17 protein-coding genes are annotated in these 21,135 nt (G+C 72.6%); 10 read left to right on the forward strand and 7 right to left on the reverse strand.

Annotated elements, in window-relative coordinates; translation table 11 throughout:
* Positions 1 to 15: 15 nt before the first annotated feature.
* Complete coding sequence (locus tag CTJ15_RS15350) at positions 16 to 1,671, reverse strand: amidohydrolase (protein ID WP_058390447.1); 1,656 nt, start codon at positions 1,669 to 1,671, stop codon at positions 16 to 18.
* 350 nt (positions 1,672 to 2,021) lie between these two features.
* On the opposite strand from CTJ15_RS15350, the gene CTJ15_RS15355 reads away from it, so the two are divergent.
* From CTJ15_RS15355 to CTJ15_RS24415, 3 genes are all read left to right on the forward strand, one after another.
* Positions 2,022 to 3,089, forward strand: a complete 1,068-nt coding sequence (locus CTJ15_RS15355; RefSeq protein WP_027297212.1) for an alpha/beta fold hydrolase — start codon at positions 2,022 to 2,024, stop codon at positions 3,087 to 3,089.
* A 105-nt stretch (positions 3,090 to 3,194) separates the two neighbouring features.
* A complete protein-coding gene (locus CTJ15_RS15360) occupies positions 3,195 to 3,908 on the forward strand; it encodes a ParA family protein (RefSeq protein ID WP_019460751.1) in 714 nt (237 codons plus the stop codon).
* 111 nt (positions 3,909 to 4,019) lie between these two features.
* A complete protein-coding gene (locus CTJ15_RS24415; RefSeq protein WP_058390448.1) occupies positions 4,020 to 4,433 on the forward strand; it encodes a hypothetical protein in 414 nt (137 codons plus the stop codon).
* Between the two features lie 126 nt (positions 4,434 to 4,559).
* Here CTJ15_RS24415 and CTJ15_RS15370 read toward each other — a convergent pair whose 3' ends face one another.
* Positions 4,560 to 5,837: a NupC/NupG family nucleoside CNT transporter gene (locus CTJ15_RS15370; protein WP_075822037.1), complete on the reverse strand. Its 1,278-nt coding sequence runs from the start codon at positions 5,835 to 5,837 to the stop codon at positions 4,560 to 4,562.
* 128 nt (positions 5,838 to 5,965) lie between these two features.
* On the opposite strand from CTJ15_RS15370, the gene CTJ15_RS15375 reads away from it, so the two are divergent.
* Positions 5,966 to 7,045, forward strand: a complete 1,080-nt coding sequence (locus CTJ15_RS15375) for a YeiH family protein (protein ID WP_171979054.1) — start codon at positions 5,966 to 5,968, stop codon at positions 7,043 to 7,045.
* A gap of 149 nt (positions 7,046 to 7,194) precedes the next feature.
* Here the strand turns inward: CTJ15_RS15375 and CTJ15_RS15380 are convergent, their stop codons facing one another.
* Entirely contained in the window at positions 7,195 to 7,686 is a 492-nt protein-coding gene (locus tag CTJ15_RS15380) for a hypothetical protein (protein WP_019460747.1), read from the reverse strand.
* A 115-nt stretch (positions 7,687 to 7,801) separates the two neighbouring features.
* Between CTJ15_RS15380 and ddpX the strand changes: the two genes are divergently transcribed.
* Positions 7,802 to 8,350, forward strand: coding sequence for a D-alanyl-D-alanine dipeptidase (ddpX, locus tag CTJ15_RS15385; protein ID WP_058390145.1), 549 nt, complete (start codon positions 7,802 to 7,804; stop codon positions 8,348 to 8,350).
* 17 nt (positions 8,351 to 8,367) lie between these two features.
* Complete coding sequence (locus CTJ15_RS15390; RefSeq protein WP_058390144.1) at positions 8,368 to 9,279, forward strand: bestrophin family protein; 912 nt, start codon at positions 8,368 to 8,370, stop codon at positions 9,277 to 9,279.
* A 373-nt stretch (positions 9,280 to 9,652) separates the two neighbouring features.
* Here the strand turns inward: CTJ15_RS15390 and CTJ15_RS15395 are convergent, their stop codons facing one another.
* Positions 9,653 to 11,758, reverse strand: a complete 2,106-nt coding sequence (locus CTJ15_RS15395) for a prolyl oligopeptidase family protein (RefSeq protein WP_058390218.1) — start codon at positions 11,756 to 11,758, stop codon at positions 9,653 to 9,655.
* A gap of 327 nt (positions 11,759 to 12,085) precedes the next feature.
* Here CTJ15_RS15395 and CTJ15_RS15400 point away from each other — a divergent pair, with 327 nt between their 5' ends.
* Positions 12,086 to 13,111 (forward strand): Tim44 domain-containing protein, encoded by a 1,026-nt coding sequence (locus tag CTJ15_RS15400; protein ID WP_058390217.1) that lies wholly within the window; start codon positions 12,086 to 12,088, stop codon positions 13,109 to 13,111.
* 115 nt (positions 13,112 to 13,226) lie between these two features.
* Here the strand turns inward: CTJ15_RS15400 and ilvD are convergent, their stop codons facing one another.
* On the reverse strand, positions 13,227 to 15,065 hold the full coding sequence (ilvD, locus tag CTJ15_RS15405) for a dihydroxy-acid dehydratase (protein ID WP_099781670.1): 1,839 nt from the start codon (positions 15,063 to 15,065) through the stop codon (positions 13,227 to 13,229).
* Between the two features lie 213 nt (positions 15,066 to 15,278).
* On the opposite strand from ilvD, the gene CTJ15_RS15410 reads away from it, so the two are divergent.
* From CTJ15_RS15410 to lpxK, 3 genes are read left to right on the forward strand one after another with little or no spacing between them, the layout of a single operon-like run.
* Positions 15,279 to 16,070 (forward strand): lysophospholipid acyltransferase family protein, encoded by a 792-nt coding sequence (locus tag CTJ15_RS15410; RefSeq protein ID WP_058390215.1) that lies wholly within the window; start codon positions 15,279 to 15,281, stop codon positions 16,068 to 16,070.
* Positions 16,067 to 17,395 (forward strand): 3-deoxy-D-manno-octulosonic acid transferase, encoded by a 1,329-nt coding sequence (locus CTJ15_RS15415; protein ID WP_019461718.1) that lies wholly within the window; start codon positions 16,067 to 16,069, stop codon positions 17,393 to 17,395. The genes CTJ15_RS15410 and CTJ15_RS15415 overlap by 4 nt, the downstream gene beginning before the upstream one ends.
* Before the next feature lie 8 nt (positions 17,396 to 17,403).
* Positions 17,404 to 18,393 carry a tetraacyldisaccharide 4'-kinase gene (gene lpxK / locus CTJ15_RS15420; RefSeq protein WP_019461717.1) on the forward strand — a complete coding sequence of 330 codons (990 nt, stop codon included), beginning with the start codon at positions 17,404 to 17,406 and terminating at the stop codon, positions 18,391 to 18,393.
* 329 nt (positions 18,394 to 18,722) lie between these two features.
* On the opposite strand, the gene CTJ15_RS15425 is transcribed toward lpxK, so the two are convergent.
* Both CTJ15_RS15425 and CTJ15_RS15430 read right to left on the reverse strand, forming a co-directional pair.
* Complete coding sequence (locus CTJ15_RS15425; protein ID WP_058390214.1) at positions 18,723 to 20,219, reverse strand: carboxypeptidase M32; 1,497 nt, start codon at positions 20,217 to 20,219, stop codon at positions 18,723 to 18,725.
* Positions 20,216 to 21,031 carry an SURF1 family protein gene (locus CTJ15_RS15430; RefSeq protein WP_058390213.1) on the reverse strand — a complete coding sequence of 272 codons (816 nt, stop codon included), beginning with the start codon at positions 21,029 to 21,031 and terminating at the stop codon, positions 20,216 to 20,218. Before CTJ15_RS15430 ends, CTJ15_RS15425 begins: the two co-directional genes overlap by 4 nt.
* Positions 21,032 to 21,135 lie beyond the last annotated feature (104 nt).

A 21,135-nucleotide genomic window follows, 5' to 3' on the forward strand; every position in this document is an offset into this window, starting at 1 on the left:
TCACTGCGCCGCCCCTCACTGGGCCGCCTCGGCCATCAGCGCGCCGTGCCGGTCGAAGATCGCCTCGCCGCCGCGCAGCGTCAGGTCGGCCTTCACCTCCCGCACCACCTCGGGCTCCAGCGCGAAGATGTCGGCGGACAGCACCACCACGTCGGCCTGCATCCCCACTTCCAGCGTGCCGCGCCGGTCCTCGGCGAACTGCGAATGCGCGCCGCACCAGGTGTAGCAGTGGACCGCCTCCGAGATGGTGAGGCGCTGGTCGGGGCCGATCACCGTGCCCTTCACTGTCCGCCGCGTCAGCATGGCATAAAGGCCGACGAAGGGATCGACGGTGCAGACCGGGCTGTCGGAGGAACCGGGCGGGTTGTGCCCTTCGTCGAGCCAGGTGCGCATGGGATAGGAGGCGGCGGAACGCTCCATGCCCAGAACCTTCAGATAGACCTCGCCGAACTCGTAGATGAAGGTCGGCTGCGGCACCGGGATGATGCCGCGCGCCTTCATGCGCCGCCGCTGGTCCGCGTTCAGGAAGCCGCAATGCTCGATGCGATGGCGCCGGCCGGGCACCGGCATGTCCGGCGTGTCGGCGGCCTCCATGCCGGACAGGATCTGCTCGATCGCCGCATCGCCGATGGCATGGATGTCGAGCTGCCAGCCCTGGCGGTGGTACTTCGCCAGCAGCGCGTGCTGCTCCGCCTCGGAAAAGCAGAGGATGCCGGTGCCTCCGCCGGCGGAGGCGAGATAGGGCTCGAAGAAGGCCGCGGTCAGCCCGCCCGCCGAGCCGTCGGCGAAGGTCTTCACCGCGCCCCAGGCCAGCATGTCGTGCCTGTGGTCGGGCCGCAGCCCGGCCTCCCAGGCCTCCGCCGCGATGCCCTCGGGATTGCCCGCCAGCACCTGCCACATGCGCTGCATCAGCCGCCCCTCGGCGAGCGCGCGGCGATAGGCGGCGATCTCCGCCATGCCGGCGGTCATGCCGACATTCATGTCGCTGGCCGAGGCGAAGCCGCGCGCGGCGAGGTCGCGCCCGGCACGCTCGATCGCCGCCACCATCATGTCCTCGGAGGGCTCGGGGATCGCCTGCTTCAGCAGCCCCTGCGCGCGTTCCTGCAACAGCCCGGTCAGCGCGCCGCCCTTCCGCTCGATGGCGCCGCCCTGCGGGTCGGGCGTGTTGTGGCCGATCCCCGCGCGCTTCAGCGCGGCGGTGGAGGCCACGCCCATATGGCCGCAGGTGCGCACGATGTAGACGGGATGCTCCGGCGCGGCGGCCTGCAGTTCCTCCGCCGTCGGATGCCGCCCGACATCGAGCACGAGATGGTCATAGCCGCGCCCGACCACCCATTCGCCCTTTGGCGTGTGCGCCGCGGCGGCACGGAGGCGGGACAGCAGCTCGTCCAGCGTCTTCACGCCGTCATCCGGCCGCAGGTTCGCCTGCACCAGGCCGAGGCCATAGGGCAGCAGGTGCATGTGCGCCTCGTTGAAGGCGGGGATCGCCGCACGGCCCGCGAGATCGACACGCCGCGTGCCCGGCGCGGCGGCACCCTCGACATCCGTCCGCGTGCCGACCGCCGCGACCTTGCCGTCGCGCAGCAGCAGCGCCTCGGCGAAGCCACCCGTGTTCCCCTGCGCCAGCCCGCGGAAGATCCGCCCGCCCGTCAGAAGAAGATCGCCGCCCATGCTTCCGCCCCCAGCAAACATCCTGCCGCTTCCCGCCATCGTCCCGTGGCGCGCATGGGCTCGCGCGGATTCGGTATGGCCGAAACCGGCCAGCGTGGCATTCGCCACCTGGCTTCCCCCATGCGGAAGCGTGCAGACTGTCATCCGGTATACCGAGCGCGTCAACACACCGAATGGGTGCTTCCCATGCCGCGGCGCAGCGCGCGTTGCCGCCTTGCTTCATCCTTGGGCATGGCTGTTTGCACAGGCGGCAGCACGCCTCGCCCGCGGCAGAAGCGGCGGCATGGCCTTCCGCTTGACCGTCCCCGCATTCGCCTTTCACATCTCCCTGCCGGTGGAAAGGGCGATGGATGGCCACGAAGAACATGCGCCCGGAGCAGGCACCGTCCCCCGGCCGTCCCGCCACCCGGCCTCCCGGCTGGCCCACGGCCAGCGGGCGCATCCGCCTCGGCACGCGCCGGATGCTGCATGGCGGCGCGATCGCCGATGCGATGCTCGGCTGGAAGACGCATGGCACGCTCTCGCCCGCGCGCGACAACGCCGTGCTCTATCCCACCAGCTACGGCGCACGGCATCCGGAACTGGAATGGCTGATCGGGCCGGACGGCGTGCTCGATCCCACGCGCTGGTTCGTCGTGCAGGTCGACATGTTCGGCAACGGGATCTCCTCCTCGCCCTCGAACACGGCGGACTATCCGCCGCTCGTCACCGCCTGGGACAATGTGCAGGCACAGCGGCAGCTGCTGCGCGACGTCTTCGGCATCGACAGGCTGCACGCCGCCTATGGCTGGTCGATGGGCGCGCAGCAGGCCTACCACTGGGCCGCCTGCTTCCCCGAGGCGGTGGAGCGCGTGGTGATCAACTGCGGCAGCGCCCGCACCGCGGCGCACAACCAAGTCTTCCTGCGCGGGCTGATGGCGGTGCTGGAGGCCGCGCCGGAGCACCGGGGGGAGGGCCGCTTCGCCGCCGAGCCCGCCCTGGCCAAGCGCGCCTTCGGGCGGATCTATGCCGGCTGGGCGCTGAGCCAGGACTTCTACCGCGCCGGCCTGCACCTTTCGCCGGAAACGCCCGATCTCGCCGCCTATCTGCGCGGCTGGGAGACACGCTACGACGCGAAGCCCGCCGCCGACCTGCTGGCGCAGCTGCGCTGCTGGGATGCCGGCGACATCAGCGACAACCCGCTCCACGGAGGCGACCTGCCCCGCGCCCTGGCGGCGATCCGGGCGCGCGTCCTGCTGATGCCCGGCGCGACGGACCTGTATTTCCGCGTCGCCGACAACGAGGCGGAGCTGCCGCATCTGCGCGACGCGAAGCTCCTCCCCATCCCGGGCATCCATGGCCACCGCGCCGGCAATCCTGCCGGCAACGCCGCCGGCACCGCCTTCCTGCGGGAGGCCGTGCGGCTCTGGCTGGACTGAACGCCGCGCCGCCCCCGGACATGCTTGCACGACTGCACGATTGCACGCAAAATCGGCACTCACCGGACCGCCGTGGCCCGGGCAGGGCGGAGGGTCCGGGCCATCATGCTCGTCGTGGGCTGCGTGTCGCAGAAAGGGGGGGTGGCGAAGTCGTCGCTGGCCCGCCTGCTGGCGCGGGAACTGGCCGCCCAGGGCCGCAGCGTGCTGCTCGCCGACCTGGACGTGCTGCAGGCCACCTCCGTCGAATGGGCGCGCCGCCGCGCCGCCTCGGGGCGGAAGCCGGTGGTGCGGGCGGAATGCTTCGACGGGCTGGAGCCGGCCCTGCGCGCCGCGCGCCGCGATCTCGCCGATTGCCTCGTGCTCGATGCGCGCGGCTTCGCCGATGCCCAGACGCTGGAACTCGCCCACGCCGCCGATGCGCTGCTGATCCCCTCCGGACTGGCGGTGGACGACCTGCTGCCGACCGTGCGGCTGGCGCATGAGCTGCTCGGCCAGGGCATCCCGGCGGAACGCATCGCCATCGCCCTCTGCCGCGCCGGCGATTCCGCGAGCGAGATCGAGGAGGCGGCGCTCTATGTGCGCGAGGCCGGCTATCACTGCCTGCCGCATGCCTGGCCGGAAAAGGCCGGCTACCGCCGCGCGCATGACGAGGGCCGCGCCGCCACCGAGGTCACGCACGCCTCGCTGCGGCACAAGGCCGAAGCCTTCGCCCGGGACGCCGTTGCCTTCGTCACCAGCCGCGCCCCCGCCGGGCCGCCTCCCGAGGCGAAGCAGAAGCCCCAGGCGAAGCAGAAGCCCGGGGCGAAGCAGAAGCACTGAGACCCCCAGCCCTTTCCTCATCACGGCGGGAGGGGCCGGGCCTTGGCCAGCCGTGAAAACCGCCCCGCCAGCCCTCCCGCCCGGCAGGGCTCCGGAATCCTGGAACAGAGCATGCCCGAATCAGACCAGCCCTCCGCCGCCGAAACCCAGGCCCCCGAAACCCGGGCCCCCGAAACCCGGGCCGCCACACCGCCGCGGCGCCGCGGCACCAAGGGCGCGCCGCCGCCGCAGAACAGCGTGCTCGGCGCCCTGGGCGATACCCCGCCCGCCTCCGCGAAGACCGCAAAGCCGGTCAAGACCGCCAGACCCATCGCGGAACCGCCTGCCGAACCGGCTCCCGAGGCCCCGAGGAAGGGCAAGAGCAAGCCCGCGAAGCCTTCCAAGGAACGCACCGAGCCGCTCAACTTCCGCGTCACCGCGGAGTTCCGGAGGGCCTTCAAGCGCGCCGCCGCGGCACAGGACTGCAAGAAGGTCGACCTGCTCGAACGCATCTTCGCCGACTGGCAGGCCCGCAACCCCGGCTGATCCGGGCAGCGGCTTTCCCTGGCCGCCGCGCGTCTCGTCCGGCGTTGCGCCATCCCGGGTGAAAGGCGCTGCCTTTCCCCGGCGGCCGGCCACAAAGCGCAACACGGTCACTGGCAGCCGCCGGGATCACCCCGGCGACAGCAGCCCCACCGTGGCCCCCATCATGCAGCAGGCGATGGTGCCGGCCGCCAGGGCCGGCAGGCCCAGCCGCACGATCTCGCCGCGCCGCTCCGTGCACATCAGCGACATGCCGCCCACCATGATCCCGACCGAGGCGAAGTTGGTGAAGCCGCAGAGCGCCCAGGTGAGGATGACGCGCGACCGCTCCGAAAGGCCCGCCCCGCCGGAGGTGGCGAGCTCCAGATAGGAGACGAACTCGTTCACCACGAGCTTCACGCCGAGCGAGGATGCCACCGTCGCGGCCTCGGCGGCGGGAATGCCCATGGCGAAGGCCAGCGGCCACATCAGCCAGCCCGCGATCCCCCGCAGTGTCAGCCCGGTCAGCGGCTGCAGGATCATGTCGAGCAGCGCCACCAGCGCCACGAAGACGATCAACGAGGCCATGATGCCGAGCAGCAGTTGCAGCCCGTCCGCCGTGCCGCGCACGATGGCCTCCATGCTGCTGTCATAGAGCGGCGGCATCTCCGGCTCGCCACCGGCAACGGCGGCTGCCGGGTCCGGCGGGATCATCAGCATGGCGGCGAGGATCGAGGCCGGGGCGCCCACCAGGCTGGCGGCCAGGAGCTGTCCCGCCGCATCCGGCACCACCGGCGCGATGATCGTGGCGTAGACCACCAGCATGTTGCCGGAGATGGTGGCCAGTCCCGCGACCATCACGGCGAAGAGCTCGGCCCGCGGCATGGTGGCGAGCCAGGAGCGGATCAGCAGCGGCGCCTCGACGCTGCCGACGAAGACATTGGCGGCGACCGAGAAGCCGCAGGCCCCCGAGATGCCGAAGGCCCGCCGCAGCAGCACGGAAAGCCCCCGCACCACCAGCGGCAGGATGCGCCAGTGGTAGAGCAGCGCCGACAGCGCCCCCACCACCAGGATCAGCGGCAGTGCCTGGAAGAACAGCACGAAGGAGCCGCCCGGCCGCAGCTCCGCATAGGGCAGCGGCGCCCCGACCAGATAGCCGAAGACGAAGCTCGTCCCCTCCCGCGTCGCGCGGGACAGGGCATCAACCCCCGCCCCTGCCCAGGCAAAGGCCCGGCGGAGCGGCGGCACATGCAGCAGCAGCGCGGCGGCCAGCACCTGCGCCAGCAGCCCGGCCAGCACGATCCGCCAGGGAACGGGCCTCCGGGCGAGGCGCCTGCCCCGCACCCCCTCCCCCAGCACCCCGGCCACCCAGGCCAGCAGGCAGAGCGCGGCGAGGCCCGCCCCGGCCTGGAGCTGAAGCGGGCTCATGCGCCGCCCGCTTTCCACGGCGCGGCAGGAACGTTCACGAATCCAGATCGGTCCGATCGAACCATTGCGTTTGTCCGATGTGTCGTCGCGTTGCATCATAGGGGCCAATCCCAGGACGCCGAGCCCCCATGACCACCCCAGCCCCCGCCGCCAGCCTCGCCAAGCCGCAACCGGCCGGGGTGCAGGGCAGCGGCGCGCTGCGGCGGCTCGGGCCGGGCGTGCTGCTCTGCGCCGCCATCGCCGCGCTGGCGGCCGGCATCGGCCGCGCCGAGGAAGCCCTCCTGGGCCGCGACTGGCTGGAACCGGTGGTGCTGGCCATCCTGCTCGGCACGGCGCTGCGCACCGCCTGGACGCCGCCCAAGGCCTTCGCTCCCGGCATCGCCTTTTCCGCCAAGGTGCTGCTGGAAGTCGCGATCATCCTGCTGGGCACGGCGCTGAGCGCGCAGGCGATCCTGGCGGTCGGCCCGGCGCTGGTGCTGGGCATCGCCGCCGTGGTGGCGGTGGCCATCCCGGCCAGCTACGGCATCGGCCGCCTGCTCGGCCTGCCGCGGCGGATGGCGATGCTGGTGGCCTGCGGCAACTCGATCTGCGGCAATTCCGCCATCGCCGCCGTGGCGCCGGTGATCGGCGCCGAAAGCCGCGACATCGCCGCCTCCATCGCCTTCACCGCCGTCCTGGGCATCGTCGTGGTGCTGTCCCTGCCGCTGGCCGTGCCGCTGCTCGGGCTGCACGAGGCGCAGTATGGCGTCCTCGCGGGCCTCACCGTCTATGCCGTCCCGCAGGTCCTGGCCGCCACCGCCCCGGTCGGGGCGCTGAGCGTGCAGCTCGGCACGCTGGTCAAGCTGGTGCGCGTGCTGATGCTGGGACCGGTGGTGCTGGTCCTGTCGCTGCTGTCGGCGCGCCGCCGCGACGCGGATCAGCCTGCTGCCCGCCCCAGGGTCCTCGGCCGGCTGGTGCCCTGGTTCATCCTGGGCTTCCTGGGCTGCGCCGTCCTCCGCTCCCTGGGCCTGATCCCGCAGGCGGCGCTCGCCCCCATCGCCAGCCTGACCACGCTGCTGACGGTGGTCTCCATGGCCGCCCTCGGCCTGGGCGTGGATGTTCGCATGGTCGCCCGCGCCGGCGCCCCGGTCGTCGCGGCCGTGATCGGCTCGCTGCTCGTGCTGGGTGCGATCAGCCTGGGCCTGATCCACCTCCTGCCCCTGGCCTGACAGCCCCCCCTCTTCGGCGCCCGGGCCAGACGCCTGGCGCTACGCTGTCCCGGGGGAAAGGCCCTGCCTTTCCCCCGGGAGCCGGCCATCAGGCGCTCCGCCGGAACAGCTCAGGACAGGCTGGCCGGACGACAGCGGCAACCCAGCCCTCAGCCCCGCCCGTGCGAGGCGCCGACGTCGCGCACCAGGGACTCCACCGCCTGGACGGCCTCGCGCATCGGGCCGGCCAGGGCGGCGTCCTGCTGCTGGCCCTGGACCTTGTGGCTGGCCGCCTGGATCTGGCTTTCGGCCTGCTTGTAGACGGGACGCTCCTTGTAGGAGGCGGGCGCGCGGCGGACGATGCCCAGGCTGTCCTGCAGCACGGTCAGCACCTCGCGCCGCGCGGTGCCCACGGATTCGTCCTTGCTGAACTCGTCCTTCACGCCCGGCTGGCTGGCGGCGGCGCGCAGCTTGCCGAGGCTGTCCTGCAGCAGCTTCTCATAGCTGGCGAGGTCGGGCGCCTCGCTGGAGCCTCCGGCCGGGGAGCCGCTCGTCGCGCCCCCGCGGCCATTGCCCTGTCCGATATTCTGCGCCCGGAGGTCCTGGACCCAGAGCGGCGTGGCAATCAGGGCCAGGGCCAGGGTGAAAGCGGTGCCGCGCATCGGTCGGATTCCCTCTTCGTCGGAGAGCCGCGAACGCGGCGGAGCAGGGCTGGGTTGCGTCGTGTGGCTCCGGCGCCGGGCAGCGGCCAGCAACGGGCATGGCTATAACCGCCCCATGCTGATCCCGATCCGCGAGGAAGACGGCCTCCTCCTCGACATCCGCTACGCCACAACCGACAACCTGACGGGCCGCCCGATCTACGCGCGCCCGGTGGCGCTGCTGCTACCGGAGGCGCGCGAGCGCCTGCTGCGGGCCAACGCGCTGGCACTCGCGCTGGGCCTGCGGATCAAGGTCTTCGACGCCTTCCGCCCGGTCGAGGCGCAATGGGCGCTGTGGCACGCGGTGGAGGACAAGCGCTTCGTCTCCGACCCGCGCCAGGGCGGCGTGCATCCGCGTGGCGCGGCGGTGGACCTGACGCTGGTGGAGGCGGCGAGCGGCACCGAACTGCCGATGGGCACCGGCTTCGACGCGGTGGAGGAAGCCTCCGCCCATGGCAGCCTGGCCATCCCGGTGGAGGACCAGCGCAACCGCGCCATCCTGCTGGGCATCATGACAGCGGCCGGCTGGGACCACTACAGCCTCGAATGGTGGCACTACCAGCTCTTCGGCGCCCGGCGGCATCCGGCGCTCTGCGCCAGCGCCGTGCCGGCCGGCCCCATGTGACGGCGGGCTGAGGCGCCATGATCGTCCGCTCCCGTCCCGGCACGCTGGACCTCCTCTTCGCCCTGCGCGGCTCCGTGGTGCCGCTGGTGGCCCCGCGCGTGCTGCTGGTGACCGGCATCGCCCTGCTGCTGGCGCTGCTGGACCGGCGCTATCCCGGCATCTTCCCCGAGTTCAGCGCAGCACCCTTCACCGTGCTGGGCCTGACGCTCTCGATCTTCCTCAGCTTCCGAAACAACGCCTGCCACGCGCGCTGGTGGGAGGGGCGGCAGCTCTGGGGCCGGCTGATCACCGAGAACCGCATCTTCGCCCGGCTGGCGACGAGCCTACTGCCGGAAGGCGATTCCCGCACGCGGCTGCTGCGGCGGGTGGCAGGCTTCGCGCATCTGCTGGCCACGCAGCTCCGCGGCCGGGACGGGCTGGAACGGGCCCGCCCCTGGCTGCCGGCCGGGGAAGCCGCCGCCCTGGCCACGCGGCGCAACCGCCCGGACGCCGTGCTGCGCGCGCAATCGGCGGAACTGGCCGCGCTGCTGCGCGCCGGCACGCTGAGCGACATCCTGCACGTCCAGATCTCCGCCCCGCTGGCCGAGATGACCGGCATCCAGGCCGGCTGCGAGCGCATCCACAACACGCCCCTGCCCTATGCCTATTCGCTGCTGCTGCACCGCTCGGCCTGGCTCTTCTGCCTGCTGATGCCCTTCGGCTTCGTCGGCACGCTCGGCTTCGGCACGCCGGTCGTGGTGGCGATCCTGGCCTATACGCTCTTCGGCCTCGACGCCCTGGGCGACGAGCTGGAAGATCCCTTCGGCGACGAGGCCAACGACCTCGCCCTCGACGCCATGGTGCGGGTGATCGAAACGGACCTCCTGGAGGCCCTGGGCGAAACCGACCTGCCCGAACCCCTCCGCCCCACCCGCTACCTCCTGCGCTGATGCCCCCGGCGTGGCTCTGTCCCCCGGGGGACAAGGCTCCGCCTTTTCCCCCGGCCCCCCTTATCCGCCAGGACTCTTCGAGCCCTGGACCCGGTGAGTTGGTGCTTGCTGACGCCGGATCGCGCCGGAGAACATGGCTCTCCGGCGGACTGCCGGTGCCACGGGCGCGGACAGGGTGTCTTTCTTTTCGGGAGTTCCGCCTTTCCACCTGCTCCCGGGGATCGGGCCGCAGCCTGACGGCCACCAAGCGGAGCCAGCGAAAGCCCAGGGTCCGGGGACCGGCTCCGGCCCCCGGCGGAGAGGGGGTCCGGCGGGAGAGGCGGCGCCTCTCCCCCGGGGCGAGCCACGGAGCGCCACGATCGGAGGGAGGGCGCTATTCCTCCCAGCCGATGGCGCGGCGCAGGAAGGCGGTGCCGAGGGCCGAGAAGGTGGCGATCTCGCCGCTGTCCTTGCCATAGCCATGGCCGCCCGCGCCGGGCTCGTAGAAATGCGCGTCGTAGCCCATGGCCTGGAGCTTCGCCGCCATCTTGCGGGCATGGCCGGGATGGACGCGATCGTCCTTGCGTGCCGTGGCGAGCAGGATGGGCGGGTAGCGCCGGCCCGGCTCGGCGGTGTGGTAGGCCGAGATGTGCCGGAGGAAGGCCCAGTCCTCCGGCTTCTCCGGGTCGCCGTATTCCGCGATCCAGCTCGCCCCGGCCAGCAGCTTCGTATAGCGGCGCATGTCCACCAGCGGGATGGTGCAGAACAGCGCCCCGAAACGCTCCGGATAGCGTGTCAGCATGTTCGCGATCAGCAGCCCGCCGTTCGAGCCGCCCTCCGCCGCGATGCGCTCCGGCCGGGTGACGCCGCGCCGCACCAGATCCTCCGCCACGGCGGCGAAATCGTCGTGCGAGCGGATCTTGTTGGCCAGCCGCCCGGCCTCGTGCCAGCGCGTGCCGAACTCGCCGCCGCCGCGGATGTTGGCGAGCACGGTGGTGCCGCCCTTCTCCAGCCAGAGCTTGCCCGTGCGCAGGGCGTAATAGGGCTGGGTGGTGACCTGGAAGCCGCCATAGCCCGTCATGTGCACCGGCGCGTCGCCGGTCAGCCCCTCCGGCCCGACCTGCACATAGGGGATGCGTTCCCCATCCACCGAGACCGCCTCGTGCCGCGTCACCGCCAGCCCGGCCGCGTCATAGACGCGCGGCGCCTGCTTCAGCAGCGCCGGCATGGGCAGCTCCAGGGAGGACAGCATCAGGCTCGGCGGGGTGACGGGGTCCTGGGCGCTGACCATCAGCGTGCCGTCGGATTCCGCCTCCTCCGCATCCAGCGGCCAGACGCCGACCACGCCGATCCGCGGCAGGCCCGGGATCTCCGCGGCGTGCCATTCCACGCCGCCGTCGCCGGGCGGGGTCCGCAGGGTGAAGACCGGGCGCAGGTCGTCCAGCACCGACAGCACGAGCCGCCCCCGGCACCAGAAGAAGCCCTGCAGCGCCCGCCGCTCGCCCGGCACGAAAAGCGTGGCGAAGTCCCGGCTCCCCGCCAGGAAATCCGCCAGCCGGATGCCCAGCAGCGTGTCCGGCGCGTGGGTCTTCCCCGCCACCGTCCAGGGCGTGCGTGGCCAGAGGGCCAGCCAGCCCTCCAGCTCCGCGCCGCCGGCCGGGACGGTGCCGCCATGGTGCCAGTCCAGCCGCATGTCGGTCGGCAGGTCGAGCGTCCTGACCGCCCCGCCCGGCTTCGCCAGGTGGTAGCGCGCATCGTAGAAGCCGATCTGCTCGCGGAACACCAGATGGCCCGTCTCGCGGTCCACCGTGCCCCAGAGTCCCATGCTCTCCGGCGCGGTCTCGAACAGCACCTCCGCCGCCAGCGGCGCCTCGCCCCGGCGCCAGAGCCGGATGCGGCGGGGATAGCCGGACTGGGTGGCATTCCCCTCGCCCAGCGCGGTGGAGAGCAGCAGCGTGTCGCGATCGATCCAGTCCACCATCCCCTTGGCTTCCGGCACGGCGAAGCCGCCCTCCACGAAGCACCGGCCGGGAAGGTCGAACTCCCGCAGCACCGCCGCGTCGCCACCGCCGCGCGACAGCGACAGGATCGCCCGGTCATGCGCGCCCGGCAGGCTGCGCGCCCCCTGCCAGACCCAATCCTCCCCCTCCGCCGCCGCCAGGGCGTCGAGGTCGAGCAGGTCCTCCCAGGCCGGATCGCTGGTGCGGTAGGATTCCAGCGTCGTCCGCCGCCAGAGCCCGCGCGGCCGTCCGGCATCCTGCCAGAAATTGTACAGCAGCCCACCCCGGCGGGTGACGAAGGGCAGCTTGTCCGGCCGGTCCATCGCCGCCTTCAGCGCGTCGCGATCGGCCTCGAATCGGGAATCGGCAAGGTCGGCGAGCAGCGCGGCATTCCGCGCCTCCACCCATTCCAGGGCACGGGCGCCCTCCACCTCCTCCAGCCAGAGCCAGGGGTCCTCGTCCGGCGCGGCGAGGGTCGGGCGGGAATCGGGTTCCGGCATGGCGGGCATCCTCTGAACGGCCGGGACGAGGCCAGGAGTGGAAAAGGGGCGCAGGGTGGCGGGGACGACCCGGCGAGGATAGAGCCAGGGCAGCCCCGCGCCAAAACAGCGTGGCCGCCCGCGAATGTTCCGATTTCGTTTCGTATTGCCGAAGCGCAAGGAAATCCCTGCGCCAACCCTCAAGGATGCAGCCGCCATCCGTTTCGGATCGTTGCAAAACCTTTATGCAGCATCCTCGTTCTCAGAATGACCGCTGGACATGGCATCGCCGTCCAGGCTTCTTATATTACAGCCATGACAGAATCATCCGCCCGGGAGAACCGTCCCATGCATCGCCGGACCGTCCGCAAGGCCCGCTTCCTCGCGGGCTTCGCCGCCCTTGCCCTGGCCCTGGCGCCGGCCCTCGCCGAAGCGCGCCCCGGTGGCGGCTTCTCCTCGGGCAGCCGCGGCAGCCGCAGCTTCAACGCGCCCCCGGCCACCCGCACCGCACCGGGCGGCGGCACGAACACCTTCGACCGCAGCGACATGTCGCGCGGCGGCGTCAACCAGGCCACCCCGGCCCGGCCGCCCAGCTACACCCCCGCCCCGGCGGGCAGCCGCTTCGGCGGCGGCTTCATGGGCGGCATGATGGGCGGCCTGCTCGGCGCCGGCCTGCTCGGCATGCTGTTCGGCTTCGGCTTCGGCGGCATTTCCGGCTTTGCCGGTGTGATCGGCCTGCTGCTGCAGATCGCCCTGGTTGTCGGCGGCATCATGCTGCTGATGCGCTTCCTCCGCCGCCGCCAGACCGGCATGGCCCAAGGGGGAACGCCCCGGGGCGGCATGGCCATGGCCGGGAACGCCCCGGGCTATGCCCGTGAAACGCAGGACCCGATGGGCAACCGCCCCGGCCCGCTGGGCGGCGCCATGCGCGGTGCGGCCTCGGGCCGTCCCGTCGCGCCGGCCAGCGCCCCGGTGCAGGTCGGCCAGGCCGATTTCGCCGCCTTCGAGCGCAACCTGCAGGCGGTGAACGCCGCCTGGTCGCGTGGTGACGCCGAGGCCCTGGCCCGCCTCTCCACGCCGGAGATGCTGCGCTACTTCACCAACGACCTGCAGGACCTGAAGGCGCGCGGCTGGCGCAACGAGACCCGTGACGTCCGGCTGGAATCCGGTGACCTCGCCGAGGCCTGGGGCGAGAACGGCCAGGAATTCGCCACGGTCGCGATGCGCTTCAGCCTGATCGACGTGACCCGCGACAGCAGCGGCGCGGTGGTGGAGGGCGACCCGCAGGCCCGCCAGACCGTGACGGAAATCTGGACCTTCACCCGCCAGCCGGGCCAGGACTGGCTGCTCTCCGCGATCCAGCAGGCGGCCTGATCCCGCTGGCCCCGCTCGGGGCATGACAAAGAAGGCCGGGTCCTGACGGGACCCGGCCTTTTCTGTATCCCGGGATCGGCAGGGGCGTGGCCGCCCCCGCCGGCATCACCCTGGATTACTCCTGCGGGACCTGCCGCACCGCGCCCTTGGCGGCGCTGGTCGCCAGCATGGCATAGGCCCGGAGCGCGGCGCTGACCTTGCGTGCGCGCGGCGCGGCGGGCTTCCAGCCGATCGCCTCGCGGGCGGCGCGGCGGTGCTCCAGCTCCGCCTCATCGACGGCGAGGTGGATGCGGCGGTTGGGGATGTCGATCTCGATCCGGTCGCCCTGCTCCACCAGGCCGATCAGCCCGCCCTCGGCCGCCTCGGGCGAGACATGGCCGATGGAAAGCCCCGAGGAACCGCCGGAGAAGCGCCCGTCCGTCACCAGGGCGCAGGCTTTCCCGAGCCCCTTCGACTTCAGGTAGCTGGTCGGGTACAGCATCTCCTGCATCCCCGGCCCGCCGCGCGGCCCCTCGTAGCGGATCAGCACCACCTCGCCCGGCTTCACCTTGTTGCCGAGGATGCCTTCCACGGCGGCGTCCTGGCTCTCGAAGACATGGGCGGGGCCGGAGAACTTCAGGATGCTCTCGTCCACCCCGGCGGTCTTCACGATGCAGCCGTCCAGGGCCAGGTTGCCGAACAGCACGGCCAGTCCGCCGTCGCGGGAATAGGCATGCTCCAGGTCGCGGATGACGCCCTTCCCGCGGTCCAGGTCCAGCTCGTCGAAGCGGGATTCCTGGCTGAAGGCCACCTGGGTCGGGATGCCGCCCGGCGCGGCGCGGTAGAACTCCTTCACCGCCGCGCTCTCGGTGGTCCGCACGTCCCAGCGTGCCAGCGTCTTGCCCAGCGTGCCCTCGGCCACGTTGCCGGTGCTGGTGTCCACCAGACCGGCGCGGTCCAGCTCGCCCAGGATGGCCATGATGCCGCCGGCGCGGTGCACGTCCTCCATATGCACCTGCGACACGGCGGGCGCGACCTTGCACAGCACCGGCACGCGGCGGGACAGCCGGTCGATATCGGCCATGGTGAAGGGCACCTCGCCCTCGTTCGCGGCGGCCAGCAGGTGCAGCACGGTGTTGGTCGAGCCGCCCATGGCGATGTCCAGCGTCATCGCGTTCTCGAAGGCGGCGAAGGAGGCGACGTTGCGCGGCAGCACGGAAGCGTCGTCCTGCTCGTAGTAGCGGCGGGCGAGATCGACGATCAGGTGCCCCGCCTCGACAAAGAGACGGCGGCGGTCGGCATGGGTCGCCAGCGTCGAGCCGTTGCCCGGCAGCGCCAGGCCCAGCGCCTCGGTCAGGCAGTTCATCGAGTTCGCCGTGAACATGCCGGAGCAGGAGCCGCAGGTCGGGCAGGCGGAACGCTCGATGACCTTCACGTCCTCGTCCGAGACGCGGTCGTCGGCGGCGGCCACCATGGCGTCGATCAGGTCATACTTCTTCGTCACGCCATGGGCGACGACCTTGCCCGCCTCCATCGGCCCGCCGGAGACGAAGACCACGGGGATGTTCAGCCGCAGCGCGGCCATCAGCATGCCCGGCGTGATCTTGTCGCAGTTGGAGATGCAGACCATGGCATCGGCGCAGTGCGCGTTGACCATGTATTCCACGCTGTCGGCGATCAGCTCGCGCGACGGCAGCGAATAGAGCATCCCGTCATGCCCCATGGCGATGCCGTCATCCACCGCGATGGTGTTGAACTCCTTGGCCACGCCGCCCGCGCGCTCGATCTCCCGCGCCACCAGCTGTCCGAGGTCCTTCAGGTGGACATGGCCCGGGACGAACTGGGTGAAGGAGTTGACCACGGCGATGATCGGCTTGCCGAAATCGCCGTCCTTCATGCCGGTGGCGCGCCAAAGGCCGCGGGCGCCGGCCATGTTGCGGCCATGGGTGGTGGTGCGGGAACGATAGGCAGGCATGGACTTGCGTCTTCCTCGAACGTCGGAGCCGTTTCCCCGACCTTTCCCACGCACCGGAAGGGAGTTCAACGCACCCCATCCTCAGGGCTGCTCCGGGCTGAGCATGGGGCTCCCCCCCCCGGGGACGGCGCGACGCCCGGACCACCGGCGCATGCCAGCCTCATCTGACGGCCGCGTGACCGGAACCGCCGGACATGCTAGCCCCGCGCAACAATGTTCAAGCGCCTGCTGCGGCATCCTGCGACGCTCACGGCGGCGGCGCGCCTGATCGGCCTGTATCTGGCCTTCGTCTACGCGACCACGCGCTGGACCTTCCTGGGCCGGGACGACATGACGGAGGCCGTGGCCACGGGCCGGCCGCTGATGGTCTCTTTCTGGCATGAGCGCCTGCCGATGATGCCGATGCTGTGGCGCCTGGCGCGGGAGCATTTCCCGGTGCTGCGCCCGCGCCGGACCCATGTGCTGGTCTCCCGCCACAGGGATGGCCGCTTCATCGGCGACATCATCGCCCGTTTCCAGCTCGACACCGTCCACGGCTCCACCTCGCGCGGCGGGGCCTCGGGCATGATGAGCATCCTGCGCCTGCTGGCGCGCGGCGACCTCGCGGCCATCACCCCCGACGGCCCGCGCGGCCCGAGGCGGGAGGCGGCGCCGGGCGTGGCGCAGCTCGGCGCCACGGCGCGGGCCGCGGTCATCCCCTGCGCGGCCGCCACGACACGGCGCCACATGCTGCGCTCCTGGGACCGGATGATGCTGCCCCTGCCCTTCGGGCGCGGGGTGGTGGTGGTGCTTCCGGCGGTCCTCGTGTCGCGGGACGATATCGAGGGCGGGCGGCAGGCCATCGCCGCCGGGATGAACGAGGCCTGCGCCATCGCCGATGCCTGGGTGGCGGGCCACCCGCTGCCCCCGGCTGGCCGGCATGGGGAAGCACAGCCGGATGGGCCGGTGGACCGGCAGGCGGGCGGCCGGGCGGACGCGCCGCATGACGGGCTCCGGCCGGGATGACGCCCGGCAGCCTGGCCTGGGATGCCACTGCGCGGCTGACGGCGCCGTTCTGGCGCCTGCACCTGCGGCGGCGCGCCCGGCGGAACAAGGAGATCCCCGCCCGCCTGCAGGAGCGCGAGGGCGGCGGCGCGGCCCGGCCTCCGGGGCGGCTGCTCTGGCTGCACGGCGCCAGCGTGGGGGAGAGCCTGTCCATCCTGCCGCTGATCGAGGCGCTGGCCCGGCGCGACCCGGCGCTGCGCTTCCTGGTCACCACCGGCACCGTGACCTCGGCGGAACTGCTGATGCGCCGCCTGCCGGAAACGCTCCGCCCCCGGCTGCAGCACCGCTTCGTGCCGCTGGACGTGCCGGACTGGGCGGACCGCTTCCTGCAGGGCTGGCGCCCGGATGCCGGGGTCTTCGTGGAAAGCGAGATCTGGCCGAACCTGCTGGCCGCCACGCGCCGGGCGCGGATTCCGATGCTGCTGGTCAATGCCCGCCTTTCGGAACGCTCGGCCCGGGGCTGGCGCTGGGCGCCGGGCCTGGCGCGGGAGGCCTTCTCCACCTTCCGGCTGGTGCTGGCGCAGAGCGAGGCCGACGCGGCGCGGCTGCGCGCCGCCGGGGCCGGGGAGGTGCGGGTCGCCGGCAACCTGAAATACGCGGCCTCCCCCCTGCCCGCCGATGCGGCGGAGCTGGCCCGCCTGCGCCGGCTGGTCGGCGACCGGCCCGTGCTCTTCGCCGCCAGCACCCATGCCGGGGAGGAGGGAATCCTTGCCCTGACGCATGAGCGACTCGCCCGGCGCCTGCCCGGGCTGCTCACGGTGATCGCCCCGCGCCACCCGGAACGCGGCGCGGAGCTGGCCGCCAGCCTGCCCGGCGCGGTCCGGCGCGGCGCGGGTGGCGAGCCGGGGCCGGAAACCGGCCTCTACCTCGTCGACACGCTGGGCGAGCTCGGCCTCTTCTACCGGCTGGCGGGGGCGGCGGTGATCGGCAAGTCCCTGCTGGCGCCCGGCGGCGGGCAGAATCCGCTGGAACCGGCGCGGCTCGGCTGCCCGATCCTGCTGGGGCCGCATATGGGCAACTTCGCCGACGTCACCGCCCGGTTGCTGGCCGCGGGCGGGGCAGTGCAGCTTCCCCCCGCCCCGGCCGCCGATCCGGCCATGCTGGCGGATGCCGCGCACGGCGTGCTAACCGATACGCGGCGGGCGGATCTGTTGCGGCAGGGTGCCGCCCGCGTCGCGGAAGGGGCATCGGGTCTGGCGGAGGACGTCGCCCGGACGATCGCGGAGCTGCTGCCCCAGCCGCCCACCCCGGGAACCCCCCGGGAGTGCCAGGAAGAGAGGACCTGACCGAGCCGATGCGTGCCCCCGAGTTCTGGAGCGGGGACGGCGGGGGAGTGCTGCCCCTGCTCCTGTCTCCCCTGGCCGCGCTCTACGCTCAGGCGACGGCCAAGCGCGTCGCCAAGCCGGGCTGGAAGGCCCCGGTGCCGGTCATCTGCTGCGGCAACGTCACCGCCGGCGGCGCCGGCAAGACGACGCTGGCGCTCGACCTCGGCCGGCGCTTGGCCAATCGCGGCATCAACGTGCATTTCCTTTCGCGCGGCTATGGCGGCAAGCTGAAGGGCCCGTTGCGGGTCGATCCGGCGAAGCACGACAGCCATGACGTGGGCGACGAGGCCCTGCTGCTGGCCGCCGAGCGCCCGGCCTGGATCTCCGGCGACCGCGCCGCCGGCGCCCGCGCGGCGATCGAGGGCGGCGCGCAGGCCATCGTCATGGATGACGGGCTGCAGAACCCGACGCTGGAGAAGGACCTGTCGCTGCTGACCATCGACGGCTCCTACGGCTTCGGCAACGGGCACGTGATCCCGGCCGGGCCGCTGCGCGAATCCGTCGGAACCGCCGCCGCGCGCTGCCGCGCCGCGATCCTGATCGGCGAGGACCGCACCGGGGCGCTGGCGAAGCTGCCACCGAGGATGCCGGTGCTGCGCGGCAAGCTGGTGCCGGGCCCGGAGGCCAGGATGCTGGTCGGGCAGCCGGTCTTCGCCTTCTGCGGCATCGGCAACCCGCTGAAGTTCTTCGCCAGCTTGCAGGAGGCCGGGGCGGTCATCGCCGGCCGCGCCGCCTATGCCGACCACTACCCCTTCGACGCCGGCGACCTGCGGGAGCTGCTGGCCGAGGCCGACCGGCTGCGCGCCATCCCCGTCACCACGCGCAAGGACTTCGTCCGCCTGCCCCAGGCTTTCCGCGCCCGGATCACGGTGCTGAACATCACCCTCGCCTGGGAGGAGCCGGCCACCATCGAGGCGCTGATCGACCCCCTGGCCCAGCAGGTGCCGATCCCGGCCTGAGCGAAAAGGGCGCCCCCACAGGCCATCGGCAAAGGCCGCCCAGCCCTTGCCACGTGGTGCGCCGCGACCGGGATCCGGCAGGGAGCACCCCGGCCCAGGTTGCCAGGGTTTCATTTGCCGCGGCTGGGCCATTCACCTCGGATGCAGCCGCAACAACCCGCCGATTCCCCCATGCCGCATCGTCACGCCACCGGGCGCCGCACCCTTCTGCTGGCCTCCTCGCTGCTGCTCGGCCTCGCCCTGCCCGCCGGGGGTCCGGGGGAAAGGCAGGGCCTTATCCCCTGGGGGAGCGCAGCGCCAGCAGCGCCGCGCTCCCCGGGCGGGCGGCATCAGCCCTGCAGGTAGCGCGCCCGCAGATGCCGGGTGAAAGCCGCGGGATCGAGCGGCCCGCCGGTCGCTTCCCGCAGCAGGTCCTGGAAGCCGAGGCTCGCGGCCTTGGCATGGATGTTGGGCCGCAGCCAGCCGAGCAGCGGTGCGAAATCGCCCTGGGCCAGCGCCGCGTCGATCCCCGGCACGGCGGCGCGGGCGGCCGCCATGATCTGCGCCGCCGCCATGGCGCCGAGCGTGTAGGACGGGAAATAGCCGAAGGCGCCGTCATACCAGTGGATGTCCTGCAGGCAGCCGCGCCGGTCGTCGGGCGGCACGATGCCGAGCAGGTCGCGGAACCCCTCGTTCCAGGCGCCCGGCAGGTCGGCCACGGCGAGGGTGCCGCCGATCAGCGCGCGCTCCAGCCGGAAGCGCAGGATGACATGTGCCGGATAGGTCATCTCGTCGGCATCCACGCGGATGAAGCCGCGCGCCACCCGCCGCCAGAGCCGGCCCAGATTGGCACCGTCGTAAGCCTCCGCCGCGCCCCCGAAGGCGGCATGGAGCTGCGGCCCCAGCCAGGACAGGAAGGCGTCGGAACGGCAGGCCTGCACCTCGATCAGCAGGGATTGCGATTCATGCGCCGCCATGCCCGCCGCCTCGCCCACCGGCTGGCGCTCCCAGGCTTCCGGCAGCCCGCGCTCGTAGAGGGCATGCCCCGTCTCATGCGCCACGCCGAGCAGCGCCTGGGCGAAGTTCGCCTCGTCGTAGCGCGTGGTGATGCGCGCATCGGCGGGGGTGCCGCCGGAGAAGGGATGCGCGCTCTCGTCCAGGCGCGCATGGGTGAAGTCCAGGCCGATCCGCTCGGAAAGCTGGCGGCAGAGCCTCTTCTGGATCTCCACCGGGAAAGGCCCGGCAGGCTCCAGCGGCGCCGGGCGGCGGGCCTGGATCGCCTCCGCCTCGGGCAGCGCCTCCTTCAGGAAGGCCTCGTAGGCGGCGAAGACCGGCTCCACATCCGCCGCCCCGATGCCGCGCTGGAACCCGTCCATCAGCGCGTCATAGGGGGCGAGGCCCGTGGCCTCGGACAGCGCCGCGGCCTCCTCGCGCTGCAGGCGCACCACCTCCTCCAGATACGGCCGCACCATGGCGAAGTCGGAAGCGGCACGCGCCCGGCGCCAGACCTTCTCGCAGGCGCTGTTGGCGCGCGAGACCGCCTCCACCAGATCCCCCGGCAGGCAGGCGGCGCGGGTATGGGTCCGGCGCATCAGGTCCAGGTTGGCGGCATCCCAGGCCTCCGCCGGAGGACTCGCCTCGGCGGCGGCGAGGTCCTCCGCCACCACGGGCGCCGTCAGCAGCTCGTGCGACAGCCCCGCCAGCACGGCGAGCTGCTCGCCGCGCGAGGCGCCGCCTCCCTCAGGCATCATCGCGGAGGCGTCCCAGCCCAGCATGGCGTGCGCCTCGCCCAGCGCGCCGATGCGGTTGAAGCGGGACTTCAGGCGGAGATAGGGGTCGTTCGTCATGCGGGGTCCTTCAAGCGGCGCCAGGCGAAGGCGGCGAAGACGCCGGCCAGGGCCAGGGCGGTGCCGTACCAGGTGATGGCATAGCCGAGATGCGGGTTGCCGGGGCGCGGCATGGCGCGGGCCGGCTGCGGCAGGGAGCCCACCGGAGCGGCTCCGGATGGCGTGGCCGGGGCAAGACCCGCCGCCACCCCAGGCAAGCCCCCCGGCAGGCTGGGAGCATTCCCGTTGGCCTGGCCTCCGGGCGCCGGTCCGGTGCCGGACGATGATGGGGCGGCCGATGGCGCGGCCAGGGCCACCAGCGCATAGGGCGCCACCCGCGGCAACCCCAGGGCCGGGCCGATCACCGCCGGATCGAAGGTGTAGAAGCGCCGCCCGGCGGGATCGTCGCTGGCGGCGAAGAGGCTGTGCCCATCGGCGGGGCGGACCCAGCCGGTGACGCTCACCACCCCCTCCGGATGGCCGACCGGCGCCCTGCGCTCCAGCGGCACCCAGCCGCGGTTGACCAGCACGGGCGGGCCGTCCGCCCGTTCCAGCGGCGTGACCAGGAAGGCACCCAGCACGGCGTTCCGCACCTCCAGCCCGACCAGCGCCTCCCGGTCATGCAGGAAGCGCCCGGTGGCGACGACCCTGGAAAGTTCCTCCGGCGGGTCGCGCAGAACCCGGGGTGGGCCCGCCTCGGCGGCATCGACACGGGCCAGGATATCGGTCTTCCAGTGCAGGCGCCGGACCTGCCAGTTCCCGAGTTCCACCAGCACCACGAGGACAGGCAGGACGCAGAGGAGAGGAATCAGCAGGCGGCGAAAACGTGTCATGAGGCGCTTCAGGTTGAGCCGGGAAATTCCTGCCCTCTCCACCACGCGACGTCCAGCCATCCCGGGTCCCGCACCGGTCCCACCCGTCGCGCCAGGCCCAACGA

It is taken from the genome of Roseomonas sp. FDAARGOS_362 (genome assembly GCF_002754815.1).
GTDB classification, from domain to species: Bacteria; Pseudomonadota; Alphaproteobacteria; order Acetobacterales; family Acetobacteraceae; genus Roseomonas; species Roseomonas mucosa.